The organism is Streptomyces lunaelactis (assembly GCF_003054555.1).
GTDB classification, from domain to species: domain Bacteria; phylum Actinomycetota; class Actinomycetes; order Streptomycetales; family Streptomycetaceae; genus Streptomyces; species Streptomyces lunaelactis.
On record NZ_CP026304.1, the window covers coordinates 6,953,723 to 6,975,900 of the forward strand.

A 22,178-nucleotide genomic window follows, 5' to 3' on the forward strand; every position below is an offset into this window, starting at 1 on the left:
CGGGGGTAGTGAGACCTGGGTCTCTGACTACACGATGTCAGTAGCCGGTCCCGCGATGAGGAGGACATATGACGTCAGGCAGCTCGACGGAGAGGTTCCGGGCGGCACGGGACTTCCTGCTGCAGCACCGGGAGGACTACGCGACGGCGTACGAGGGGTTCGCCTGGCCGCGGTTCGAGCGCTTCAACTGGGCGTTGGACTGGTTCGACGTCATCGCCGAGGGCAACGACCGGACGGCGCTGCAGATCGTCGAGGACGACGGTCCGCGCCCCGGCATCTCCTTCGCCCAGATGTCCGCACGCTCCAACCGGGCGGCCAACTGGCTGCGCGCCCAGGGCGTCGGCGCCGGCGACCGCATCCTCGTCATGCTCGGCAACCAGGCCGAGCTCTGGGAGACCGCACTCGCCGCGATGAAGCTGCGGGCCGTGCTGATCCCCGCGACCCCGCTGCTCGGCCCCGGGGACCTGCGCGACCGAATCGAGCGTGGCCGGGTGCGCCATGTGATCGTGCGCGCCGAGGACATGTCGAAGTTCGACGAGGTGCCCGGCGGCTACACCAGGATCGTCGTCGGGGGCGGCGGCACCGGCTGGCTGTCGTACGACGGGGTGTACGAGAGCCCGGAGAGCTTCGAGCCCGACGGGGTCACCCTCGCCGGCGACCCGCTGATGCTCTACTTCACCTCCGGCACGACCGCCCGCCCCAAGCTGGTCGAGCACACCCATGTCTCGTACCCCGTCGGCCACTTGGCGACGATGTACTGGATCGGGCTCAAGCCCGGCGATGTGCATCTGAACATCTCCTCGCCCGGCTGGGCCAAGCACGCCTGGTCCAATCTCTTCGCGCCCTGGAACGCCGAGGCGACCGTCTTCATCCACAACTACACCCGCTTCGACGCGGGCCAGCTGATGGCGGAGATGGACCGCGCGGGAGTGACCAGCTTCTGCGCCCCGCCCACCGTGTGGCGGATGCTCATCCAGTCGGACCTCGGCCGGCTGCGTACGCCCCCGCGCGAGGTCGTCGCGGCCGGGGAGCCGCTCAACCCGGAGGTCATCGAGACCGTGCGGCGGGAGTGGGGGGTGACCATCCGGGACGGGTTCGGGCAGACCGAGACCGCCGTGCAGGTCGCCAACAGCCCCGGCCAGCTGCTCAAGGCCGGATCGATGGGCCGGCCGAGCCCCGGCTACCAGGTGGAGCTCCTCGACCCGGTGACCGGCGAGCCGGGCGCGCCGGAGGGGGAGATCTCGCTCGACCTGTCCCGTCACCCGGTGGGCCTGATGACCGGGTACCACGGCGACCCGGAGCGTACGGCCGAGGCGATGGCGGGCGGCTTCTACCGCACCGGTGACATCGGCGCGCGCGACGCCGACGGGTACATCACCTACGTCGGGCGCTCCGACGACGTCTTCAAGGCCTCCGACTACAAGATCTCGCCGTTCGAGCTGGAGAGCGCGCTGCTCGAGCACGAGGCGGTGGCGGAGGCGGCGGTCGTCCCGGCGCCCGACCCGCTGCGGCTCGCGGTGCCGAAGGCGTACATCGTGCTGGCGGAGGGCTGGGAGGCGGGCCCCGACACGGCGAAGCTGCTCTTCGAGCACTCGCGCGCCGTCCTCGCCCCGTACAAGCGCATCCGCCGCCTCGAATTCGCGGAGCTGCCGAAGACCGTCTCGGGGAAGATCCGCCGGGTCGAGCTGCGCGAGCGTACGGCCGAGGGTTCGGCCGCCGAGTACGACGAGGGTGATCTGCGATGACGGCGCTCTCATGCGCGCACGGCACGGGCACGGCCGCGCTGCTCGGCGACACCATCGGCGGCGACCTGGAGCGGGCCGTCGCCGCGTACCCGACGGCACCACCGCGCACCCGCCCCCCGACGGGCACCGCACCGCCTACCCGAGCTCGCGCCGCATGCATACCCGGGGCCAGTGGTCCAGGCCGTGCCGCGCCTCCGCCCGTCTGATCTCCCGCAGCCCTTCGGTCAGTTCGTCCTCGCCCAGCGCGCGGAACCCCAGTCGGGCGTAGTACGGCGCGTTCCACGGCACGTCCGTGAACGTCGTCAGCGTCAGAGCCGTCAGACCGTCCGCGACGCCGCACGCCGCGAGGTGGTCGATCAGCGCGCTGCCCAGGCCCCGGCGGGCGGCGTCCGGGTGGACCGAGACCTGTTCGATGTGGGCCGCGCCGTCGATCTCGTCGGAGATCAGATACGCGAGCGGGCGGCCCGCTCCGTCGGCCGACACCCACGCGCGGCCCCGCCGCCGGTAGCGGTCCAGGACATCGAGCGGCGGGGGATCGTCGTCGGCGACCGCCGCCATGCCGAGCGCGCGGAAGGGCTCTCCGGCCGCCCTCTCGATGTCCTGGAGCAGGGGGAGTTCGGCGAGTGCGGCCGGTCGGATACGCATACGGGGAGTATGGCCCAGCCGTTTCAGGCACCACAGCTCGCTCCACCGCCCGTCGCGTCGTGGTGCACGTGGAAGCCGGTGTCCCTGCTGCCGCGTCCGAGCAGCCCGCCGTCCCTCGCGAAGTGGGCGACGTGCCGCCGCAGCGCCGTATCCCCGTACAGCGCGACGGACATCAGGACCACGGCCACCGGGACGGCCGAAACCGCAAACTGGAGCGGGGTGTTGGGCGCGGTCATCGGGGTGACCAGCAGCGCGCGGGGGCAGGTTCAGAGCATTGTCTGAGCTTTGAAGCGCTCCATGCCCCTATACGCCGGTGGAGATCAATTCGTCCGCCGGGGCGTTGACCGGCTGAGGGCTGCCCGTGAGGTCCATGACGAAGAGCGGGATGCCGAGGCGGTCGGCGCGGGCGCGGGCGTCCTCCGCGTAGCCCGCGAGGGAGAAGAAGACGCTCGCCGCCGAGGTGTTCAGACCGTTCAGCCAGAGGCATTCGACGTCGCGCAGGGTCGCGGGGTGCGTGGACGGGTCGACCTGGGCGACCAGGCCGGGCCCGCGCAGGTCTATCCCCGACGAGGGACTGACCTCCGGCTGGACGACATCGCTGAATCCCAGCCAGGTGAGATAGCGGGCCGCCGCGGTCACCGCGTCCCGCGCGGTGCGGATGGTGACCGGCCGGAACGAGGGCCGCGGCACCGTGGCCGTACGCGGGAACGGTATGTGTGCGGGGCGTAGGAGCGAGCCCGGCCCGGACGAGGCCGGCGGAGTGGGGACGGCCGCGCTCACCGGGCGGACCGGGATGCGCAGCACCGTGCCGCAGGGGCAGCCCAGCTCCGGCTGTGGCCACTGGTCCTGGCGCGCGCACTCCTGGCAGCGGACCGTCACCCAGTCGTCCGTCCAGGTGCGGTGCGTTATCGGTTGCGGGGAGGCACCGCGCAGCATCGGCGGGGCGAGCGGGGCGCCGCACGCGCAGGGATAGATCTGCGGCGCGTACAGGTGGTCGCGGCGGCAGGCCGGACAGCGCACCGGCACGGTCTCGGCCATCGCGGTCCCCCTTCCCCTTGTGCTCCGGTCCATCGTCCACCAAGCGCAAGGCCTTGGGGAGGGACTTCGGCCATCCCTTGACGTCGCTCCGCAGGCGTCCTAGATTACTTCCGTATAGCAGAACTAAACTTCCGCATTACGGAAATCGATGCTCTCGAGTGACGCGAAAGAGCCCGAGTCCGCCTGGCCGAAGCAGGAGCACCCCATGCCTCGTATGACCGCTGCCCGAGCGGCAGTTGAGATCCTCAAGCGCGAAGGCGTCACGCACGCGTTCGGTGTGCCGGGCGCGGCGATCAACCCCTTCTACAAGGCCCTCCAGGCCGGCGGCGGCATCGACCACACGCTCGCCCGCCATGTCGAGGGCGCCTCCCACATGGCCGAGGGCTACACCCGCACCAATCCCGGCAACATCGGTGTCTGCATCGGTACGTCGGGTCCGGCCGGCACGGACATGATCACCGGGCTCTACTCCGCCATCGGTGACTCGATCCCGATCCTCTGCATCACCGGCCAGGCGCCGACCGCGGTGATCCACAAGGAGGACTTCCAGGCCGTCGACATCGCCTCGATCGCCAAGCCGGTCACCAAGGCGGCGACCACGGTCCTGGAGGCCGCGCAGGTCCCCGGCGTCTTCCAGCAAGCCTTCCACCTGATGCGCTCGGGCCGTCCCGGACCGGTCCTCATCGACCTGCCGATCGACGTCCAGCTGACCGAGATCGAGTTCGATCCGGATACGTACGAGCCGCTGCCGGTCTACAAGCCGTTCGCGACCCGCGCGCAGGTCGAGAAGGCCATCTCGATGCTGAACGAGTCCGAGCGGCCGCTGCTCGTCGCGGGCGGCGGCATCATCAACGCCGACGCCTGCGAGCTGCTGGTGGAGTTCGCCGAGCTGACCGGCATCCCGGTCGTCCCGACCCTGATGGGCTGGGGCATCATCGCCGACGACCACGAGCTGAACGCCGGCATGGTCGGTCTGCAGACCTCGCACCGCTACGGCAACGCGACCTTCCTCGAGTCGGACTTCGTCCTGGGCATCGGCAACCGCTGGGCCAACCGCCACACCGGCGGCCTGGACGTCTACACCAAGGGCCGCACGTTCGTCCACGTCGACATCGAGCCCACCCAGATCGGCAAGATCTTCGCCCCGGACTACGGCATCGCATCGGACGCCAAGGCCGCGCTCGAGCTCTTCGTCGAGGTGGCGAAGGAGCTCAAGGCCGCGGGCAGGCTGCCGGACCGTGGCGAATGGGCCGCCTCCGCGCAGGAGCGCAAAGCCACGCTGCACCGCCGCACGCACTTCGACAACGTGCCGATGAAGCCGCAGCGCGTGTACGAGGAGATGAACAAGGCCTTCGGCCCGGAGACGCGCTACGTCACCACCATCGGCCTCTCCCAGATCGCCGGCGCGCAGATGCTGCACGTCTACAAGCCGCGCCACTGGATCAACTGCGGCCAGGCCGGCCCGCTCGGCTGGACCATCCCGGCCGCGCTGGGTGTCGCCACCGCCGACCCCGACGGCACGGTCGTCGCGCTGTCGGGCGACTACGACTTCCAGTTCATGCTCGAAGAACTGGCGGTCGGCGCGCAGCACAGGATTCCGTACGTCCATGTCCTGGTGAACAACGCGTACCTGGGCCTGATCCGCCAGGCGCAGCGCAACCTCGACATCAACTTCCAGGTCAACCTGGAGTTCGAGAACATCAACTCCCCGGAGCTGGGCGTCTACGGCGTCGACCACGTCAAGGTCGTCGAGGGCCTGGGCTGCAAGGCGATCCGCGTCACCGAACCCGACCAGCTGCTCCCGGCCTTCGAGGAGGCCAAGAAGCTGGCCGCGGAGTTCCGCGTCCCGGTCGTCGTCGAGGCGATCCTGGAGCGGGTCACCAACATCTCGATGGGTGTGCAGATCGACGGCGTGAACGAGTGGGAGGAGCTCGCCACGGAGCCGGGTCACGCTCCGACGGCGATCAAGCCCCTCGTCTGACGTCCTGTAGCAGCGCTCGGCCTCCGCCCCGGACTTGCTCCGGGGCGGAGGCCGTTCCGCTGGCCGCAGACTGTCGCGGAGGCGTCGTCGCCCCACGGGGGCCGGGCGGCGCTCGCCCCGGAGTGCTCGTCGTCCTGACCGCTGCGCGGGGGGTGTTCCCCTATCCGCCCCTTCCCGGAACCACGGGGCTTCGCCCCCTGGACCCCCGTACGGCCTTCGGCCGTGTCCTCAATCGCCGGACGGGCTGGATCCTCCAGCCTCGCAGGCGTTTGAGGCGCAGGGGTCCCCGTGCAGCGCCCCAGGCTTGGGCCCGGCGCGTGCGGCCGCGCACACAAGCGAGCGCCGAGTACGGGACCGTCCGTACTCGGCGCTCTGGCTGTGCAGTTGTTACCGCCCGACGGCACGAGGCTGGCGCGACAGGACATTCGCGCCGCCGGGCGGGGTGCATGGGGTGTGGGGCACAAGCTTCGGGCTGGGACCGCAGCGGCGGTAATTGCTCCCCGGAGTTCCCTTCCTTCAGGTCAGAAAGAGAGTCCGGAGACCTTGACCACCGCACTGGCATCACCTGCCGCTGCGGTCCTCGCCTCCGCCCGCTCCGCGTGACCACCCCTCATCCGGGTCCGCGGTGCGGGCTCGCGCCCAGAGATCTGACCTCCCGTCAAACCCTGGGCGCAGCTCGGGTGTTTACCCGCCCGCTCAGTCCTCGCGCAGCGCGCGGACCGCTTCCTCGACGCGCTTGCCGTAGTCGGCGTCCGCGGCGTGGAAGTGGGCCAGGTTCTTCTCGATCACATCGTCGCGGTTGACCTGCGAGAGGCCGCCGGCGATGTTGGCGATGAGGCGGGACTTCTCCTCGTCCGACATCAGCCGGTAGAGCTCGCCCGCCTGGAAGAAGTCGTCGTCCTTGACGTGCGCCGGCGCCTCGTGGGTGCCGGTCCAGCCCTGGACGGCCAGCGGAGCCGACAGCGCCGCGTCCGTCTGTGCGGGACCCGCGTACGAGTTGGGCTCGTAGTTCTTGTCGGCGCGGCGGCCGTTGCGCGTCGCCATCAGGCCGTCGCGGCCGTAGTTGTCCGCGACCGTCGCCTTCGGCGCGTTCACCGCGAGCTGTGTGTGGTTGACACCCAGGCGGTAGCGGTGCGCGTCCGCGTAGGCGAACAGCCGGCCCTGGAGCATCTTGTCCGGCGAAGGACCGATACCCGGAACGAAGTTGTTCGGCGAGAACGCGGCCTGCTCGACCTCGGCGAAGACGTTGTCGGGGTTCCGGTCCAGGACCAGACGGCCGACGCGCTGCAGCGGGTAGTCGCTGTGCGGCCACACCTTGGTGAGGTCGAACGGGTTGAAGCGGTACTCCGCGGCCTCGGCGGCCGGCATGACCTGGACGTACAGGGTCCAGGACGGGTTCACGCCGCGCTCGATGGCCTGCAGCAGGTCCGTCTGGTGGCTGTTGCCGTCCTTGCCCGCGAGCTCGGCGGCCTGCTCGCTCGACAGCGAGCGGACACCCTGGTTCGTCTTGAAGTGGTACTTGACGAAGAAGGCCTCGCCGGCGGCGTTCGTCCACTGGTAGGTGTGCGAGCCGTAGCCGTTCATGTGGCGGTACGAGGCGGGGATGCCGCGGTCGCCCATCAGCCAGGTCACCTGGTGCGTCGCCTCGGGGGCGTGCGCCCAGAAGTCCCAGACGTTGTCCGGCTCCTGCTTGCCCGTGAACGGGTCGCGCTTCTGGGAGTGGATGAAGTCGGGGAACTTGACCGGGTCCTTGATGAAGAACACCGGGGTGTTGTTGCCGACGAGGTCGTAGTTGCCCTCTTCGGTGTAGAACTTCAGCGCGAAGCCGCGCGGGTCGCGGACCGCGTCCGCGCCGCCGAGCGAGTCGGCGACGGTCGAGAAGCGGATGAACGTCTCCGTGCGCTTGCCGACCTCGCCGAGGAAGTCCGCCTTGGTGAAGCCGGTGACGTCGTCGGTCACCTCGAAGTAGCCGTACGCGCCGCTGCCGCGGGCGTGCACGACGCGCTCCGGGATGCGCTCGCGGTTGAAGCGCGCGAGCTTCTCCAGCAGGTGCTGGTCCTGGAGAAGGATCGGGCCACCGACGCCGGCGGTGGCGGAGTTCTGGTTGTCGGCGACCGGGGCGCCTGACTCGGTCGTAAGCACACGCTGCGTCATGGTGGCGGGTTGACCTTCCGTACTGGAGCTGCTGACGGCTCCTGGAGCGTAATTTCGCAGGGAACGTATCGTCAACAGTTTGTTGAAATCGAAGTGTATGGTTCCGGGCAGCGGCAGCGCCTGGGCGCGACAGGACAGGTGTCAGCGCTGCCGCGGCCCGGAGTTCAGGGGGTGAGGCGGTGAGCCTCGGGTACTCAGACCTGCTGGCCGGAGAGGCGCTCGACGGAGCGCAGCAGGGCGGAGTGGTCCAGGCCGCCGTCGCCCTGCGCGCGCAGGGAGGCGATCAGCTGGGCGACGACCGCGCCGACGGGCAGCGCGGCGCCGACATTGCGGGCGGCGTCGGTGACGATGCCCATGTCCTTGTGGTGCAGGTCGATCCGGAAGCCCGGAGCGAAGTCGCGGTTGAGGAAGTTGTCCTTCTTGCGGGTCAGCACGGTCGAGCCGGCCAGACCGCCGCCCAGGACGTCGAGCGCGGCGGCCAGGTCCACGCCGGACTTCTCCAGGAAGACCACGGCCTCGGCACAGGCCTGGATGTTGACCGCGACGATCAGCTGGTTGGCGGCCTTCACCGTCTGGCCCGAGCCGTGCGGGCCGCACAGCACGATGGTCCTGCCCAGGGCATCGAGGATCGGCTTGGCGCTGTCGAAGTCGGCCTGCTCGCCGCCGACCATGATGGACAGCACGGCCTCGATGGCGCCGGCCTCGCCGCCGGACACCGGGGCGTCCAGCACGCGGATGCCCTTGTCCTTGGCCCTCTTGGCGAGGTCGACCGAGGTCTGCGGGGTGATCGAGGACATGTCGATCAGCAGGGCGCCGGACTTGGCGTTCTCCAGGATGCCGTCGGCGCCGTACGCGATCGCCTCGACCTGCGGGGAGGCGGGCACCATCGTGATGACGACATCGGCGTCCGCGACGGCCGCGGCGATCGAGGAGGCGGCCTTGCCGCCGGCCGCGGCCAGGCGGTCCAGCTTGTCCTGCTCCAGCGTGAAGCCCGTGACGTCGTAGCCCGCCTTCAGCAGGTTCTCGGACATGGGGGAACCCATGATGCCGAGGCCGATCCACGCGATCTTGGGGAGGGTGCTCATGAGGGTGCCTCTCTCAAAACTCTTGTACGTAAAGTCAGTTGGCCGCACGCAGCGGCTGGGGGAGCCACTCGAAGCTGCCCGCGCTCGGGCGGTCGCCGGCCTTGTACTCGAGGCCGGTCCAGCCGTCGTAACCGGCCTTCCTCAGGCGGCCGAGCAGGTCGACGAAGTCGAGGTCGCCGGTGCCCGGCGCGCCACGGCCCGGGTTGTCCGCGATCTGGACGTGGCCGGTCCTGTCGGCGTAGGCGGCGATGACCTCGTTGAGGTCCTCGCCGTTCATCGACAGGTGGTAGAGGTCGAGGAGGAACTTGGCGTTGCCAACGCCCGTCGCCGCGTTGACCTTGTCGACGACCTCGATCGCCGACGGGGCGCTCACCAGCGGGTAGAGCGGGGACTCCGGCTTGTTGAGGGTCTCGATCAGCAGGATCGCGCCGACCCGGTCGGCCGCGCGGGCGGCCAGCACCAGGTTCTCCAGGGCGAGGGTGTCCTGGACCTGCGGGTCGACGCCCTCGACGCGGTTGCCGTACAGCGCGTTGAGCGCCTTGCAGCCCACCGATGCGGCGAAGTCCGCGGCCACGTCGATGTTGGCGCGGAAGCGGTCGGACTCCTCGCCGGGCACGGAGAGTGCGCCGCGGTCGGGGCCCGGCAGCTGCCCGGCGTAGAAGTTCAGTCCCACCAGCTGGGTGCCGGCCTCGTCGAGCGCCTGCTTGAGGGCGTCGAGCTCGGCCTGCGGCGGGGTGGGGGTCTCGACCCAGGGCCACCACAGCTCGACCGCCGTGAAGCCCGCCGCGGCCGCGGCCGCGGGGCGCTCAAGGAGCGGGAGTTCCGTGAAGAGGATCGAAAGGTTTACATCGAAGCGCTGGTCCGTGCCGCGCTTGTCCCGAAAAAGGGAGGCCATGAGGAGTATGCGCTCCTTCCGTATTGCGGAAGTCAGTTTCTGCTTGATGGAAGACTGCCTGGGGTGGGGAAGGACTGTCAAGTGCCGAAACAAAAAAGCGGCCTCCCGGGCGGGGAGACGGAAGACCTGTCCAGGCTTCTGTCGTCCCAGCTCGGGAGGCACTCAGAGGTGTCCGGCGGGCGGTGCGGGCTCCTGCGGGCTACAGCGCGTCGACGGCGCTCACCTTCCAGCCCTGGGACGTGAGCGCGAGGGTCATCCGCACCCGGTTCAGGTCGACGCGGTCTCCCGTGATCTGGGTGCTCCTGGTGACCTGGTTGACGAAGAGCAGCACGACTGCCCTGTCCGGCGAGGCCGACACCACCGAGGCCGCCGGCAGACCGCCGCCCGGCGGCTTCACCACCGTCGCCCTGACCACCCCCTGGTACTTCTTCGCGGTCGGCGCCACCACCGCCGTGGTCGTCCTGCGGTACTCGTCCCGGAAGGACCCGGTGAGATGGCCGCGCGCCGCGGCGAAGTCCTTCTCGAGACGGCGGTAGTCGTAACTCAGGACGACCGGGGCCGCCTTCCGCGCGGCGGCGAGCGCCCGCACCCGCGCCGTGTCCGCCTGCCGGCCGTCCAGGTACGCCGACCCGAACACCGCGACCGCGACCAGCCCGGCCGCGACCAGTACGGCAAGCACGGCACTGACCGCCCCTCGCCTCCGTCCGCCCACTGCGCCGCCCACTGCGCCGCCCACTGCGCCGCCCACTGCGCCGCCCACTGCGCCGCCCGCCGCGCCGCCCGCCGCGCCGTCGGCGTACAGGACAGGGCCGGCCTGCTGATCGTCCGGCTGCCGCCCCTGGCTCGCGTCGTCCGGTGCCTCCAGTCGCGGCTTCTCAGGCTCCACCACGCCCGTCGCCGTGCGCTTGGCGGCCGCGCGGGCCGCCGCGGCCATCGAGCGGCGGCCGGGAGATGTGACGCCGGGGCCTCGTCCAGTCAGATTCGCCACGGTCTTGCTCCTCAGTGCTGGTGATACTGGTGTGTGCTCGGGCGCGCGGTCAGCCGACGAACTCGACATCGGACGTCATCCAGCGGCCGCGCTCGTACACGAGATCGAGCTGCAACCGGTAGGTGCGGGCCTGCCCCTGGGGGGCCGCGGTGTTGGTCACCTTGCTGTCGGCCACCACCAGGACGCGGGCGGTGCGTGCGTCGGCACGGGTGATGCCCGCTTCGAGCACCTGCCCCTCGGACACCGACTTGTTCGCGGCGACCAGCTTCGTCAGTTCCGCGGTCTGCGCCGCGAACTGTTGCTTGAAGTCGCCGGTGGCACCCTTCAGGACGTTCTTGCTGTCCCGCTCGTAGTGCCGGTGGTCGAGCGAGGTGAAGTTCAGCGCCGACCGGCGGGCCGCGGCCAGGATGTCCTGGTGCCGCTGTTCCTCCGCGCGCTGTTCGTACACCTGGAGGCTGAGCCACACGGACAGGGCCGTTGTCACGGCGGTTGCCACGGCGAGTGACGCGGGCAGCGCCCTGCCGCGGCGGGCAGCGTCCATGAGCCTGACGCCGAGGCGGCGCAGCGGGCGTATCGCGCCCGCGACGAGGCCCCCGCTCATGCCAGAGGTCCGACGAGCATCCATTGCCACGAGTCCTTTCCGAACACGCTCTGTTCGCCGCCCGTCGAGCCGATCTCGACAGGCGTTCCGTCCGGGCCGGTGGCGGTGCCGGTCTCCGGGTCGTACGGGGTGACGTACGCGACCGGGTCCGCCCCGCCGGAACCGGCGGATCCCGGGGCGCCAGGGACGTTCTGGGCGCCGCGGACCGAGGTGCCGCCGCCGCGCGGGGCCGCGCAGTGCGCCCCGGTGTTCGCCGGCCGTGTGCTGGTGTCCGAGGGGTCGCGCCGCTGCGTCGCGTAGCCCTGTCGGCACGGCGGTGGATCGTCGGCGCCCGCGACCATGCCGAAGTGGGTGGTGCCGTCGCCCGGGAGTACGGTGAAGCTGCCCGCGACCACCACCGGAAAGGTGACCAGGGCCTGCTCGACGCCGGGCAGCCGCGCCACCGTGATCTGGCCGCCGCTGATCAAATTGCCCAGGAGGACCGGCAGATGGGGCCTGTTGGCCTTCAGCAGCGAGTTCACCTCCTGTGCCGCGGGGGCGCCGGAGCCGATGACTCGGCGGATGTCACCGTCGCTCGATTTCAGTTCGGCGGTGAGGTCGGCCAGGTCGCGGGAGAACGACGTGATGGCCGAGCCCTGATCGGCCTGTGTCCTGAGGACTCTCCGTGAGTCCTCGATCAGCGCGATCGTCTGCGGCAGCGAGCCCGACGCCGACTCGACGAGCTCGTTGCCCGAATCCACCAGCCGGCTCAGGTGCGGACCGGTGCCGGCGAAGGCCTTGCCCAGCTCGTCGACCGTGATCCGCAGGTCCTCCTTGCCGACGGAGTTGACCAGCCGGTCCAGGCTGAGGATGAGATCCGTGGTGGGCAACGGCACCCGGGTGTCGCCGCGGGCGATCGTGCTGCCGTCCCGCAGATAGGGGCCGCCGGCGGCTCGCGGCTGCAGATCGACGTACTGCTCGCCGACCGCCGAGCGGTTCGCCACCACCGCCAGGCTGTCCTGCGGGATCCGTGACGCGTTCTCGATGTCCAGCGCGACGGACACTCCGCCGGAACCGGTCAGCCGCAGTTCGCCGACGCGGCCCACCGGCACCCCGCGATAGGTGACTTCGGCGCCCGGGAACACGCCCCCGGAAGCGGCGAAGTCGGCCCGTACGGTGTAGGAGCGGTCGAAGAGGCTGTCGCCCAGCCCGGTGTACCGCGCGCCGACGTACGAGACGCCGACGGCGGTGAGAGTGGCGAAGGCGAGCAACTGGGCCTTGACCGTACGTGTGATCACGGTTGCATCCCCTTCAGCATCAGTTCGGCGAGGGCGAGATCGACCCCGGGCGGGTAGCGGTCGCCGTCCTCGCCCCCGTACACGGCGTAACTGCTGGTGCACACCGGCGGGCACAGCACCTCGTCGTCGTCCGAAGGCTTCGACGGGTCCGAAGGCACCGCGGGGGCGCCGGGCTTTTTCGGCAGCCCCGGCGTGCTGGGCAGCGACGTGGGCAGCGGGAGGCCGGGAACCCCGGGGACCTCCGGGAGCCCGGGCTTTCCGGGGGCGCCGGGCTTTGGGGGCTTGTCGGCGAGATTGCCGTAGACGCTCGCCAGATCGAGATCGGCGGTGATCTTGAGATTGACGTAGTCGCCCTTGATGGCGTCCGAGACATTGCGCGGGAACGGATACGTCGTCAGGAGTTCCAGGGCGTTGGGCAGATCGCTGCCCGCCTTGTTCAGCTGTTCCAGGATCGGCCGCAGACTCCGCAGGTTGGCGACGAGGTCGTCCCGTGAGGCATTGACCACCTTGCTGCCCGTCACTCCCAGCTTCGAGAGCGAGGTGAGCATCCGGGTCAGATTGCGGCGCTGGTCGGCCAGCACTTTCAGAGCCGGCGGCATGGTGTCGACGGCCAGGGCGATCGTCTTCTTCTCGGCGCCGAGCCGGGCGGCCAGCCGGTTGATGCCCTGGAGCGCGCGGATGATCTCCTTGCGCTGGCCGTCCAGGCCGCCGAGGAAGGTGTCCAGCTCGCCGAGCAGGGATTTGACGCGGTTCTCCCGGCCCTCCAGGGCCTTGTTCAACTCCGTGGTGATCGTCTTGAGCTGGGCCACTCCGCCGCCGTTGAGCAGCGCCGAGAGTGCGGACAGCACCTCCTCGATCTCCGGATTGCGTCCGCTGCGGGACAGCGGGATCCGGGCGCCGTCGGAGAGCCTGCCGACGGGCGCGGTGTCCGCGGGGGCCGCCAGCGCCACGTACTTCTCGCCGAGCATGCTGGTCTGCCGCAGATCGGCTATCGCGTTGCCGGGCAGCTTCACGGAGTCGGCGACCCGCAGCCGTACCCGGGCGTGCCAGCCGACCAGCTCCACCTTCTCGACCGCGCCCACGGTGACGTTGTTGACCTTCACTGCCGACTGCGGCACCAGATCGAGGACGTCCCTGAACTCGACGGTGACCCGGTAGGCGTTGCCGTCGGCGGCCGCGCCGCCGGGCAGCCGGACGTCGTACAGGCCGTTGAACTCGCAGCCGGTGAGCAGCACTGAACCGACAGCCGTCCACACCGCCACCCCGGCCGTGCGCCGTACGCTCATGCTCGGGCCTCCAGGATTCCGCCGAGTGTCCTGTCGAGAGAGCCCGTGCCCGACACGGGCTTGGCCGACGGCAGTTCAGGCAGGGAGTCGAACAGCTTGGTGAGTTCGCCGCAGTCGGGGTTCTCTCCTCCGGCGTCCCCGGTCGTCCTGAGCAGGGAGCACAGCAGCGCGGCCGGATCCTGTGAAAGGTCCGGGTTGTTGCGGGTGTCCAGGGTGCCGGAGGACGGGTTGTAGGCGTTCTGCAGATTCGACAGCCCGGCGGGGGCGACCTCGAGCAGCTCCGCGAGTGCGGCGCGCTGGGTGACCAGCACCTTGGTGACCTTGCTGAGGCCCTTGACGTCCGCTGTCAGCGCCTTCTTGTTCTTCTTCACGAAGTCGGCCACGTCACGGAGCGCCAGGCCCAGATGCCGCAGCGCCGCCGCGAGGTCCCCCCGCTCCCCGGCAAGCTGGCCGGCCACCTTGGCGAGGCTGTTGTTGAACGACCGGACCGTGCTGTCGTCGGACGCCAGCACAGCGGTGAACACCTGCAGATTACGGACGGTGCCGAACAGGTCCTTCCGGCCGTCGGACAGTGTGGTGACCGCCAGCGACAGGTCCTCGACCGCCTGGTTCAACTGCCCGCCCTGGCCCTGGAGGTTGTCCGCGCTCACGCCGAGCAGCCGGGACAGCGAACCGTCCGCGTTGGCGCCGCGCGGCCCGAGCGCTTCGGCCGTCGTATGGAGACTGTCGAAGACGCGGTCCAGTTCGACCGGTACGGCCGTGCGGCTCTCGGGGATGACAGCGCCGTCCCGCATGGCCGGGCCGCTCCGGTACACCGGCAGCAGCTGGACGTAACGGTCGCTGACGACCGAGGAGTTGATGATGGCGGCCCGGGCATCCGCCGGGATCCTGCGGCCGGACTCGTACTCCAGCTCCACCCGCACCCGCTTCCCCTCCGGGGTGATCTTCCTGACCTCGCCGACACGGACACCGAGGACCCGTACGTCCGAGCCGGGGTAGATGCCGACGGTGCGCGGGAAGTACGCCGTGACGCGGACCGGGGACGATGGCGGCCAGAACACGACCGTCGCTCCGGCGACGAGCGCCAGCACGACGACCAGCGCCAGGCGACGCGTGAGTCGTCGCTTCGGCAGGAAGCGCCCCATCGGCACCAGGCGCCCCGTCGGCAGGAAGCGCACCTTCGGCACCAGGCGCTCCTTCAGCGCGAAGCGGCCGTTCATCGTGAGCCTCCAGTCCGCGGAGCCACCGGAGTGGGCGCGACCATGTTCTGGATGTAGCTGTCGAACCAACGGCCGTTGCCGAGGGTGTTGGTGAAGACGCGCACATAGGGCGCGAGCAGCTTGACGCTCCGGTCCAGGCTCGCCTGATTGCGTTCGAGCATGGTGACCACCGCGTTCAGGCCCTTGAGCGCCGGGCCGATCTCCTTGCGGTTGTCCGCGACCAGGCCGGAGAGCTGGATGCCGAGCGCGGCGGAGCTCTTGAGCAGCGCGTGGATCGCCGCCCGCCGCCCGTAGATCTCCTTGAACAGCTTGTCGCCGTCCTTGACCAGTACGCCGAAGTCGGCGGAGCGCTCGGAGAGCACCCCGGTGACTCCGTTGGCGTGGTCGAGGAGTTCCCGCAGAGCCTGGTCGCGGGAGGCCACCGTCCGGGAGATCTTCGAGAGACCCTTGATCGACGCCCGGACCTCGGAGGGTGAGTCCTCGAAGGTGGTGGAGATCGTGTCCAGGGCGGTCGCCAGCCGCGCCGTGTCGACCTTCTCGGTGGTCGTGGTCAGATCGCTGAACGCCGCCACGACGTCGTACGCGGCCACCGTCCGGTTCAGCGGGATCTCGCTGCCCGGCCGTAGCTGTCCCCGTCCCTTCGGCTGCAGCGCGAGGTACTTCGCGCCCAGGATCGTTTTGATCCTGATGGCCGCGCCGGTCCTGGTGCCGAACTCCGGGTCGCCCTTGACCCGGAAGGTCACCTTGACGTGGTCCCCGTCCAGATCGACCTCGTCGACCTTGCCGACCTTGACCCCGGCGATTCTCACCTCGTCGCCGGGCTTCAGTCCGCCCGCTTCGGAGAAGGCCGCGCTGTAGGTGTCACCGCTGCCGATCACCGGGAGGCTGTCGGCATTGAACGCGGCTGCGGCCAGCAGCGCGAGCGTGGCGATGCCGACGGCCCCGATCACCGCGGGATTACGGTCACGGAAGGCAGTCATGCGCACCTCGCCCGGGCGACATGGAGCTCGGGAGTGATGACCTGTTCGGTCTTCGGCAGCACGATCCGGCCGTCGAAGTCACAGAGATAGAAGTTGAACCAGGAGCCGTACGAGGCGGTCCCCGTCAGCTTGTTGAGCTTGCTCGGCAGCCGCTTCAGCACGCCCTCCACCGTCTTCTCGTTGTCGTTCAGCGTTCCGGTGAGGTCGGTCAGCTCGGCGATGTCGTCCCGCAGCGGCGGACGGGCGTCCTCGAGCAGACCCGAGGTGGCCTCGGTCAGGGCGCCGATGTTCACCAGCGACGCGCCGATGGGCTTGCGGTCCGCGGACAGCCCGGATATCACCCGCTGCAACTGCTTGAGCAGGGCGGAGAAGCGGGCGCCGCGCTTGTCCACGGTCGTCAGCACCTCGTTGAGGTTGTCGATCACGGACCCGATCAGCTTGTCGCGGCCGGCGAGTGTGGTGGTCAGCGACGCCGTGTGGGCGAGCAGGCTGTTGACCGTCCCGCCCTCGCCCTGCAGGGTCTTGATGATCTCGGTGGCGAGCTGGTTGACGTCCTTCGGGCTCAGCGCCGCGAACAGCGGCTTGAACCCGCCGAGCAGCGCGTTGAGATCGAGTGCGGGCTGGGTCCTGGACAGGGGGATCCTGCCGCCGGGCTTCAGCCGCGCACCGCTGCCGGCGCCTTCCGTCAGCGCGACGTACCGCTGCCCCACCAGGCTCCGGTAGCGGATGACGGCGCCGGTCGTGGTGAACAGCGGGCGATCGTCGCTGACGCTGAACGTGACCTCGGCCAGCGTCCGGTCCTTGATGCCGACCTCCTGGACCTCCCCGACCCGTACGCCGGCCACCCTGATGTCGTCGCCCTCCTCCAGGCTGGTGACATCGCTGAACACCGCGCGGTAGGTGTGCTCCGAGGTGAAGGAGATGTTGACGATCGTCGCCGCGAGCAACGTCGTCGCCAGCACCGTCACCACCGCGAAGAGAAGGAACTTGACCAGCGGCGCCGCGGTCTCTGTGGCTCGGCCCACCCTCATGCGACACTCACCGCCGTTCCGCGTGCCATCGGGCCGAACAGCAGTGTGGCGACGGCCGGCACCTGGTCGGCGGGGACTCCCATGACCGGGGCCACCAGCGAGCCGATGGCGCGCTGCTCGTCCCGCGTGGAGGACACATGGGTCCCGCCGGGCAGGGCACCGCCCGGGCCCGTCCGCGACGTACCGTCATCGAGCTTGACGTCCGGCGCGGGCACATGGGGGTGGGGCAGACCTCTGCAGTCGGGTCCTGAGCGCTCTGCATAGCGCGGTTCCTCGCCGGGTCGGTATGCGGATCGTGGGCGGACGAATTCGAGCGTGATGTGCATCTCCCCGCCTCTGAAGGCCTTTTCGGACGCCGCCTCCTGCTTCACCAGGCCGTCGAGGAGACAGGGGTACTCCGGTGCGTAGCGGGCGAACAGCGCCAGCGTGGGGCGGGAGACCCGCCCGAGCGTGATGAGCCGGTCGCCGTTCTCGTCGAGGAACGCGTCGGCGGTTCCGGCGGCGGTGGCGGTCGTCGTGAGCGCGGCGGCCAGCTGGTCCTGCTGCTCGACGAGGGTGCGGCTCGTGGTGACGGAGTTCCGCAGGATGCGCATCAGATCGGGGGCCGCGTCGCCGTACACCTCGGCGACGTCGGCGAACCGTGAAATGTCCTCCTTGAGGGACGGCAGATGCGGATTGAGCTCCCTCAGATAGCGCTCCAGGCGCGTGAGGTTGGCGCCGATCCGGTCACCCCGGCCTTCGAGAGCGGTGGAGAACGCGGACAGCGTGGCGTTGAGATCCGCCGGCCGCACGGTCCGCAGCAGCGGCAGCAGATCGTTCATCAGCTGCTGCACCTCGATGCCGACGCTGGTGCGGTCCTGGGTGATGACGTCCCCGGCGCGGATGTGCCGGGCGGACGGCTCGCGGGGTGCCACCAGGTCGACGTACTTCTCGCCGAACAGCGTCTTGGGCAGCAGCCGGGCATGCACATCCGCCGGGATCCGGGAGACGTGCTCCGGCTTGAGCGCGATGCCGAGCGTCGCCTTCTCGCCGTCGGCCCGCACCTCGCGCACCTCGCCGACCAGCAGACCGCGCAGTTTGACGTCGGCCCGCGGATCCAGCTGATTGCCCAGGGTGTCGGCCTCCAGCGTGATCCGTACGACGGTGGTGAACGCCTGCCGGTACACGGCGACGGACAGCGACAGCAGGAGCGCGATGAAGGCGATGAAGACGATTCCGTAGAGCCGCAGTTGTGCGCCGCGCGTCGGGAGGAGTCCTGGTATTCGCATCGGCGCTACCCCGCAATCCGTACGGTCGTGCTGGCGCCCCAGATCGCCAGGCTGAGGAAGAAGTCGAGAAGGTTGATGGCGACGATGGACGTTCGCACGGCACGGCCGACCGCGACCCCGACGCCGGCCGGGCCGCCGCTCGCGTAGTAGCCGTAGTAGCAGTGCACCAGGATGATCACGACGGCGAAGACGATCACCTTGCCGAAGGACCACAGCACGTCGACCGGCGGCAGATACTGCTGGAAGTAGTGGTCGTAGGTGCCCGCGGACTGGCCGTAGTAGCCGGTGGTGATGGTGCGCGCCGCGAAGTACGAGGACAGCAGCCCGACCACGTACAGCGGGATCACTGCGACGAAACCGGCGATCATCCGGGTGGTCACCAGGAACGGCAGCGAGGGAACGCCCATCACTTCAAGGGCGTCGGTCTCCTCGCTGATCCGCATCGCGCCGAGCTGGGCGGTGAACCCGGCCCCGACCGTCGCGGACAGGGCGAGGCCGGCCACCAGCGGGGCGATCTCACGGGTGTTGAAGTACGCCGAGAGGAACGCCACGAAGTTGGACGTGCCGAGCTGGTTGAGGGCCGCGTACCCCTGCAGGCCGACCTCGGTGCCGGTGAAGAAGGACAGGAAGGCGATGACGCCGACGGTGCCGCCGACGACCGCCAGCGCGCCGCGGCCGAAGCTCACTTCGGCCAGCAGGCGCAGGATCTCCTTCTTGTAGCGGCGCAGAGTCCGGCCGGTCCAGGCCAGCGAGCGCCCGTAGAAGGACAGCTGGGCGCCGAGCTCCTCCAGGGAGCGGAGTGGAAGCCCCATGAAACGACTGATGAGCGCCACGGTCAGCCCCTCTGCGGAACGATTTGGAAGTACACCGCGGTCATCACGAAGTTCGTCACGAAGAGCAACATGAAGGTGATCACCACCGACTGGTTCACCGCGTCGCCGACGCCCTTCGGGCCGCCCTTGGCGGTCAGGCCCTTGTACGAGGCGACGATGGCGGCGATGGCGCCGAACACCAGGGCCTTCAGCTCGGCCGCCCACAGATCCGACAGCTGCGCGAGGGTGGTGAAGGAGGCGAGATACGCGCCCGGCGTGCCGTTCTGCAGGATCACGTTGAAGAAGTAGCCACCGGCCACACCGACGACCGACACCAGTCCGTTGAGCAGCACCGCCACCACCATCGTGGCCAGCACTCTCGGCACGACCAGCCGGTGGATCGGGTCGATGCCCAGCACCTGCATCGCGTCGATCTCCTCGCGGATCTTGCGCGCCCCGAGGTCCGCGCAGATCGCCGTGCCTCCCGCTCCGGCGATCAGCAGTGCGGTGACGATTGGGGAGGCCTCCCGCAGTACCGCGAGCACCGAGGCCGCGCCCGAGAACGACTGGGCGCCGAGCTGCCGGGTCAGGCTGCCGATCTGCAGCGCGATGACCGCGCCGAAGGGGATGGAGACCAGCGCGGTGGGGAGGATCGTGACGCTGGCGATGAACCAGGCCTGCTGGATGAACTCCCGCATCTGGAAGGGTCGTCGCGGCAGCGTTCGCAGCACGTCCAGCGCCATCGCGAAGAGGCTCCCGGTGTGCCGCAGACCCGCAGTCGGAGAAAGGCTCATGCGTGCGCCCCCTCCCGCTCGGCGATGGACTCCCAGCGGGGCGGGCGGACGATCCCCGGGCTCGGCAGCAGGCGCGGGGTGACGACGGCACCGGCTGTGTCGTCGAGACCCGCCAGCTCCTGCTCGACCTGGGCGGCGTCCTTCTCCTCCGCCATGCCGATCGGCCCCTGCATGCGGCCGTTCAGGAACTGCCGTACGACCGGCTGGTCGCTGGTCAGCAGCTGTTCGCGGGGGCCGAACAGCACCAGCTCGCGCCGGAACAGCAGCCCGATGTTGTCCGGGACCTGCCGGGCGGAGGCGATGTCGTGCGTGACGATGAGAAAGGTCGCGTCGATCTGCGCGTTGAGATCGACGATCAGCTGGTTGAGGTACGCCACCCGCACGGGGTCGAGACCCGAGTCGGGTTCGTCGAACAGAATGATCTCCGGATCCAGCACCAGGGCCCGCGCCAGCCCGGCCCGTTTACGCATACCACCGGATATCTCGCCGGGCAGCTTCTCCTCGGCGCCGATCAGCCCGACCATGTCCATCTTCTCGAGCACGATCCGTCTGATCCCGCTCTCGGGCTTACGGGTGTGCTCACGCAGCGGGAAGGCGATGTTGTCGTACAGATTCATCGACCCGAACAGCGCGCCGTCCTGGAACAGCACGCCGAACAGCTTCCGTATCTCGTACAGGTCGTGTTCGCGGAGCCGGGTGATGTCGGTGCCCGCGATCCGGATCGAGCCGCGTTCCGGCTTGAGCAGCCCGACGAGCGTCTTGAGGAACACCGACTTGCCCGTGCCCGAAGGGCCGAGCATCACCGAGACCTCCCCGGCCGGCAGCGTCAGCGAGACGTCCTGCCAGATGACCTGGTGGCCGAAGGACTTGGTCAGCCCCTCCACGCAGATCTCGACACCCATCCGGTTCACCCTTCCGCCGTGAAAGCAGCTCTGACATCTGCTCTACGGGGAAGGGCGGCCCGTCCGTCGCGACGAGGCGAAGATTTTTTTACGAGCCCGGAATCAGGGCGGAATCAGGGTGGAACAGGGCCTAAGCGGCCCCGGGGAAGTCCGGGCGGCGTCGCGGGCCGATGGCTGTCGCCTGGCTGCGTTGTCGTCAGTCGCCGACGCTCCGCGTGGACTCCTTCCTCCGCCTTGCCAGACTCGGCCCTCGACCCTCCCCCGTAGCCCTGCGGGCACGGGGGTGCCCCCACCTTCACCCACCCGGACTTCCCCGACACCGCTTAGCGGTTCGGGAGCACCTGCGGCACGGATGCGTTCGCCTCCGGCTCCGTGGGGAGCGGCTGCCGCAGCAGGGGCACGGACGGCAGCTCCGACGCCGCAGGCAGGTCGGGTACGGCGGGCAGATCCGGTACGGCGGGCAGGTCCGGTGCGGACGTGAGGTCGGGTACGGCGGGCAGATCCGGTACGGCGGGCAGGTCCGGTGCGGACGTGAGGTCGGGCACGGCGGTCAGGTCCGGGACAGGGACCGCCGGCACAGCCGTTACATTGGGAATGTCCGGCATGTCGGGCGCGGGTAGCGGCAGGTCCGGCAGCGCAGGCAGCGGGGGCACGATGAGCCCCGGGCCGCCGTACCGCTGCGTCCCGGCCGTGCCGGCACCCTGACCGGCATCCGTGCTGCTGCCGGGGGCCGGCGCCACGCCACCCGCCGTCGGCGATTGCACGTCCGTGAACTCCGAGACGGCAGGGACCGCCGGGCGCGATCGGTGCGGCCCGTCCCCGTCATGGGCGTACGGCAGGATCAGGCCCGCGACCGCCAGCGTCGCCGCGGTCGAAGCCACCGCCACCGCCTGCGCGTTCCCGCCCCGCGGGCGGCCACGTCCGATCAGCCACAGCGCCAGCCCCAGCGTTCCGGCCAGCGAATTGCGCAGCGTCCGGCGAGCCCGCGCCAGCAGTGACTCGACCGTCCGGTAGCTCAGCCCCATCTTCGTGGCGACCTGGTCCACGTCCAGATCCTCGGCCTTGAGCCACAGCGCCTCGGCCTGGCGGGCCGGCAGCTCCCCGCTCCGGCGCGCCAGCCATTTCGCCTCGGCCCGGTCGCAGACCGCCTCCTCCACCGGCACCGGGACCGGTGCGAGCAGCCTGGGGCTGCTGCGCACCTCGGTCTCACGGTTGACCTGCCGGTAGCGGTCCACGCACAGCCGCATCGTCACCGTCGTCAGCCAGGCGCCCAGCCGTTCCTCGTCCAGATGAGGGTTCTCGGCAGCACGCAGCATCGCCTCGTGCACGGCGTCCTCGGCGTCCTCCAGGCTCATGGACCTGCGGCGGGCCACCTTGAGAAGCTGCTCGCGGTGGGCCCACGCGCGCTGCCACCGCTCGTGCGCCCCTTGCGTGTCCGTCGTCATGAGGGCCCCTTCGCTCTCACCCCGGCCGGAC

Annotated in this window: 20 protein-coding genes; 2 read left to right on the forward strand and 18 right to left on the reverse strand. The window is 70.0% G+C overall.

The annotated features are described in order from the left end of the window. The first annotated feature begins 68 nt into the window (after positions 1-68). Positions 69-1,745: an AMP-binding protein gene (locus SLUN_RS31755; protein WP_108153379.1), complete on the forward strand. Its 1,677-nt coding sequence runs from the start codon at positions 69-71 to the stop codon at positions 1,743-1,745. Positions 1,746-1,880: 135 nt separating this feature from the next. On the opposite strand, the gene SLUN_RS31765 is transcribed toward SLUN_RS31755, so the two are convergent. From SLUN_RS31765 to SLUN_RS31775, 3 genes are all read right to left on the reverse strand, one after another. Then, positions 1,881-2,390, reverse strand: coding sequence for a GNAT family N-acetyltransferase (locus tag SLUN_RS31765; RefSeq protein WP_108153381.1), 510 nt, complete (start codon positions 2,388-2,390; stop codon positions 1,881-1,883). Positions 2,391-2,413: 23 nt separating this feature from the next. Then, positions 2,414-2,626: a hypothetical protein gene (locus SLUN_RS31770; RefSeq protein WP_108153382.1), complete on the reverse strand. Its 213-nt coding sequence runs from the start codon at positions 2,624-2,626 to the stop codon at positions 2,414-2,416. Positions 2,627-2,693: 67 nt separating this feature from the next. Further along, the gene (locus SLUN_RS31775; protein WP_108153383.1) at positions 2,694-3,428 is read right to left on the reverse strand and encodes a hypothetical protein; all 735 of its coding nucleotides are present in this window, start codon (positions 3,426-3,428) and stop codon (positions 2,694-2,696) included. A gap of 205 nt (positions 3,429-3,633) precedes the next feature. Here SLUN_RS31775 and gcl point away from each other — a divergent pair, with 205 nt between their 5' ends. Then, positions 3,634-5,409 carry a glyoxylate carboligase gene (gcl, locus tag SLUN_RS31780; protein ID WP_175256791.1) on the forward strand — a complete coding sequence of 592 codons (1,776 nt, stop codon included), beginning with the start codon at positions 3,634-3,636 and terminating at the stop codon, positions 5,407-5,409. 696 nt (positions 5,410-6,105) lie between these two features. Here gcl and SLUN_RS31785 read toward each other — a convergent pair. The 15 genes from SLUN_RS31785 to SLUN_RS31860 form a co-directional block, all read right to left on the reverse strand. Further along, entirely contained in the window at positions 6,106-7,563 is a 1,458-nt protein-coding gene (locus SLUN_RS31785) for a catalase (RefSeq protein WP_108153385.1), read from the reverse strand. A 194-nt stretch (positions 7,564-7,757) separates the two neighbouring features. Next, positions 7,758-8,648 (reverse strand): 2-hydroxy-3-oxopropionate reductase, encoded by an 891-nt coding sequence (locus tag SLUN_RS31790; protein ID WP_108153386.1) that lies wholly within the window; start codon positions 8,646-8,648, stop codon positions 7,758-7,760. Between the two features lie 34 nt (positions 8,649-8,682). Beyond that, entirely contained in the window at positions 8,683-9,543 is an 861-nt protein-coding gene (locus SLUN_RS31795) for a TIM barrel protein (RefSeq protein ID WP_108153387.1), read from the reverse strand. A 199-nt stretch (positions 9,544-9,742) separates the two neighbouring features. Then, positions 9,743-10,531, reverse strand: coding sequence for a hypothetical protein (locus SLUN_RS39655; RefSeq protein WP_159100360.1), 789 nt, complete (start codon positions 10,529-10,531; stop codon positions 9,743-9,745). Between the two features lie 49 nt (positions 10,532-10,580). Continuing rightward, positions 10,581-11,132 (reverse strand): Rv1363c family protein, encoded by a 552-nt coding sequence (locus tag SLUN_RS31810; RefSeq protein WP_108153389.1) that lies wholly within the window; start codon positions 11,130-11,132, stop codon positions 10,581-10,583. After that, positions 11,129-12,409, reverse strand: a complete 1,281-nt coding sequence (locus SLUN_RS31815) for an MCE family protein (RefSeq protein ID WP_108153390.1) — start codon at positions 12,407-12,409, stop codon at positions 11,129-11,131. The genes SLUN_RS31810 and SLUN_RS31815 overlap by 4 nt, the downstream gene beginning before the upstream one ends. Beyond that, complete coding sequence (locus SLUN_RS31820; RefSeq protein WP_108153391.1) at positions 12,406-13,695, reverse strand: MCE family protein; 1,290 nt, start codon at positions 13,693-13,695, stop codon at positions 12,406-12,408. Before SLUN_RS31820 ends, SLUN_RS31815 begins: the two co-directional genes overlap by 4 nt. Continuing rightward, complete coding sequence (locus SLUN_RS31825; RefSeq protein ID WP_175313121.1) at positions 13,692-14,840, reverse strand: MCE family protein; 1,149 nt, start codon at positions 14,838-14,840, stop codon at positions 13,692-13,694. Before SLUN_RS31825 ends, SLUN_RS31820 begins: the two co-directional genes overlap by 4 nt. A 71-nt stretch (positions 14,841-14,911) precedes the next feature. Further along, entirely contained in the window at positions 14,912-15,895 is a 984-nt protein-coding gene (locus tag SLUN_RS31830; RefSeq protein ID WP_108153392.1) for an MCE family protein, read from the reverse strand. Further along, entirely contained in the window at positions 15,892-16,926 is a 1,035-nt protein-coding gene (locus SLUN_RS31835; RefSeq protein WP_108153393.1) for an MCE family protein, read from the reverse strand. The genes SLUN_RS31830 and SLUN_RS31835 overlap by 4 nt, the downstream gene beginning before the upstream one ends. After that, positions 16,923-18,194, reverse strand: coding sequence for an MCE family protein (locus SLUN_RS31840; RefSeq protein WP_108153394.1), 1,272 nt, complete (start codon positions 18,192-18,194; stop codon positions 16,923-16,925). The genes SLUN_RS31835 and SLUN_RS31840 overlap by 4 nt, the downstream gene beginning before the upstream one ends. Before the next feature lie 5 nt (positions 18,195-18,199). Further along, positions 18,200-19,006 (reverse strand): MlaE family ABC transporter permease, encoded by an 807-nt coding sequence (locus SLUN_RS31845; RefSeq protein WP_108153395.1) that lies wholly within the window; start codon positions 19,004-19,006, stop codon positions 18,200-18,202. 23 nt (positions 19,007-19,029) lie between these two features. Continuing rightward, positions 19,030-19,800 carry an MlaE family ABC transporter permease gene (locus SLUN_RS31850; RefSeq protein ID WP_108153396.1) on the reverse strand — a complete coding sequence of 257 codons (771 nt, stop codon included), beginning with the start codon at positions 19,798-19,800 and terminating at the stop codon, positions 19,030-19,032. Then, positions 19,797-20,702, reverse strand: a complete 906-nt coding sequence (locus tag SLUN_RS31855; RefSeq protein ID WP_108153397.1) for an ABC transporter ATP-binding protein — start codon at positions 20,700-20,702, stop codon at positions 19,797-19,799. Before SLUN_RS31855 ends, SLUN_RS31850 begins: the two co-directional genes overlap by 4 nt. Before the next feature lie 323 nt (positions 20,703-21,025). Then, positions 21,026-22,147, reverse strand: a complete 1,122-nt coding sequence (locus SLUN_RS31860; protein ID WP_108153398.1) for an RNA polymerase sigma factor — start codon at positions 22,145-22,147, stop codon at positions 21,026-21,028. Positions 22,148-22,178: the final 31 nt, after the last annotated feature.

Bases quoted from the DNA above. Each gene is read 5' to 3' on its own strand.
- SLUN_RS31835 (WP_108153393.1), bottom strand. From the start codon at position 16,926: ATGAGGGTGGGCCGAGCCACAGAGACCGCGGCGCCGCTGGTCAAGTTC.
- SLUN_RS31855 (WP_108153397.1), bottom strand. From the start codon at position 20,702: ATGGGTGTCGAGATCTGCGTGGAGGGGCTGACCAAGTCCTTCGGCCAC.
- SLUN_RS31825 (WP_175313121.1), bottom strand. From the start codon at position 14,840: ATGGGGCGCTTCCTGCCGAAGCGACGACTCACGCGTCGCCTGGCGCTG.
- SLUN_RS31850 (WP_108153396.1), bottom strand. From the start codon at position 19,800: ATGAGCCTTTCTCCGACTGCGGGTCTGCGGCACACCGGGAGCCTCTTC.
- gcl (WP_175256791.1), top strand. From the start codon at position 3,634: ATGCCTCGTATGACCGCTGCCCGAGCGGCAGTTGAGATCCTCAAGCGC.
- SLUN_RS31785 (WP_108153385.1), bottom strand. From the start codon at position 7,563: ATGACGCAGCGTGTGCTTACGACCGAGTCAGGCGCCCCGGTCGCCGAC.
- SLUN_RS31840 (WP_108153394.1), bottom strand. From the start codon at position 18,194: ATGCGAATACCAGGACTCCTCCCGACGCGCGGCGCACAACTGCGGCTC.
- SLUN_RS31795 (WP_108153387.1), bottom strand. From the start codon at position 9,543: ATGGCCTCCCTTTTTCGGGACAAGCGCGGCACGGACCAGCGCTTCGAT.
- SLUN_RS31765 (WP_108153381.1), bottom strand. From the start codon at position 2,390: ATGCGTATCCGACCGGCCGCACTCGCCGAACTCCCCCTGCTCCAGGAC.
- SLUN_RS31790 (WP_108153386.1), bottom strand. From the start codon at position 8,648: ATGAGCACCCTCCCCAAGATCGCGTGGATCGGCCTCGGCATCATGGGT.
- SLUN_RS31775 (WP_108153383.1), bottom strand. From the start codon at position 3,428: ATGGCCGAGACCGTGCCGGTGCGCTGTCCGGCCTGCCGCCGCGACCAC.
- SLUN_RS31830 (WP_108153392.1), bottom strand. From the start codon at position 15,895: ATGACTGCCTTCCGTGACCGTAATCCCGCGGTGATCGGGGCCGTCGGC.
- SLUN_RS31820 (WP_108153391.1), bottom strand. From the start codon at position 13,695: ATGAGCGTACGGCGCACGGCCGGGGTGGCGGTGTGGACGGCTGTCGGT.
- SLUN_RS31845 (WP_108153395.1), bottom strand. From the start codon at position 19,006: ATGGGGCTTCCACTCCGCTCCCTGGAGGAGCTCGGCGCCCAGCTGTCC.
- SLUN_RS31810 (WP_108153389.1), bottom strand. From the start codon at position 11,132: ATGAGCGGGGGCCTCGTCGCGGGCGCGATACGCCCGCTGCGCCGCCTC.
- SLUN_RS31770 (WP_108153382.1), bottom strand. From the start codon at position 2,626: ATGACCGCGCCCAACACCCCGCTCCAGTTTGCGGTTTCGGCCGTCCCG.
- SLUN_RS31860 (WP_108153398.1), bottom strand. From the start codon at position 22,147: ATGACGACGGACACGCAAGGGGCGCACGAGCGGTGGCAGCGCGCGTGG.
- SLUN_RS31755 (WP_108153379.1), top strand. From the start codon at position 69: ATGACGTCAGGCAGCTCGACGGAGAGGTTCCGGGCGGCACGGGACTTC.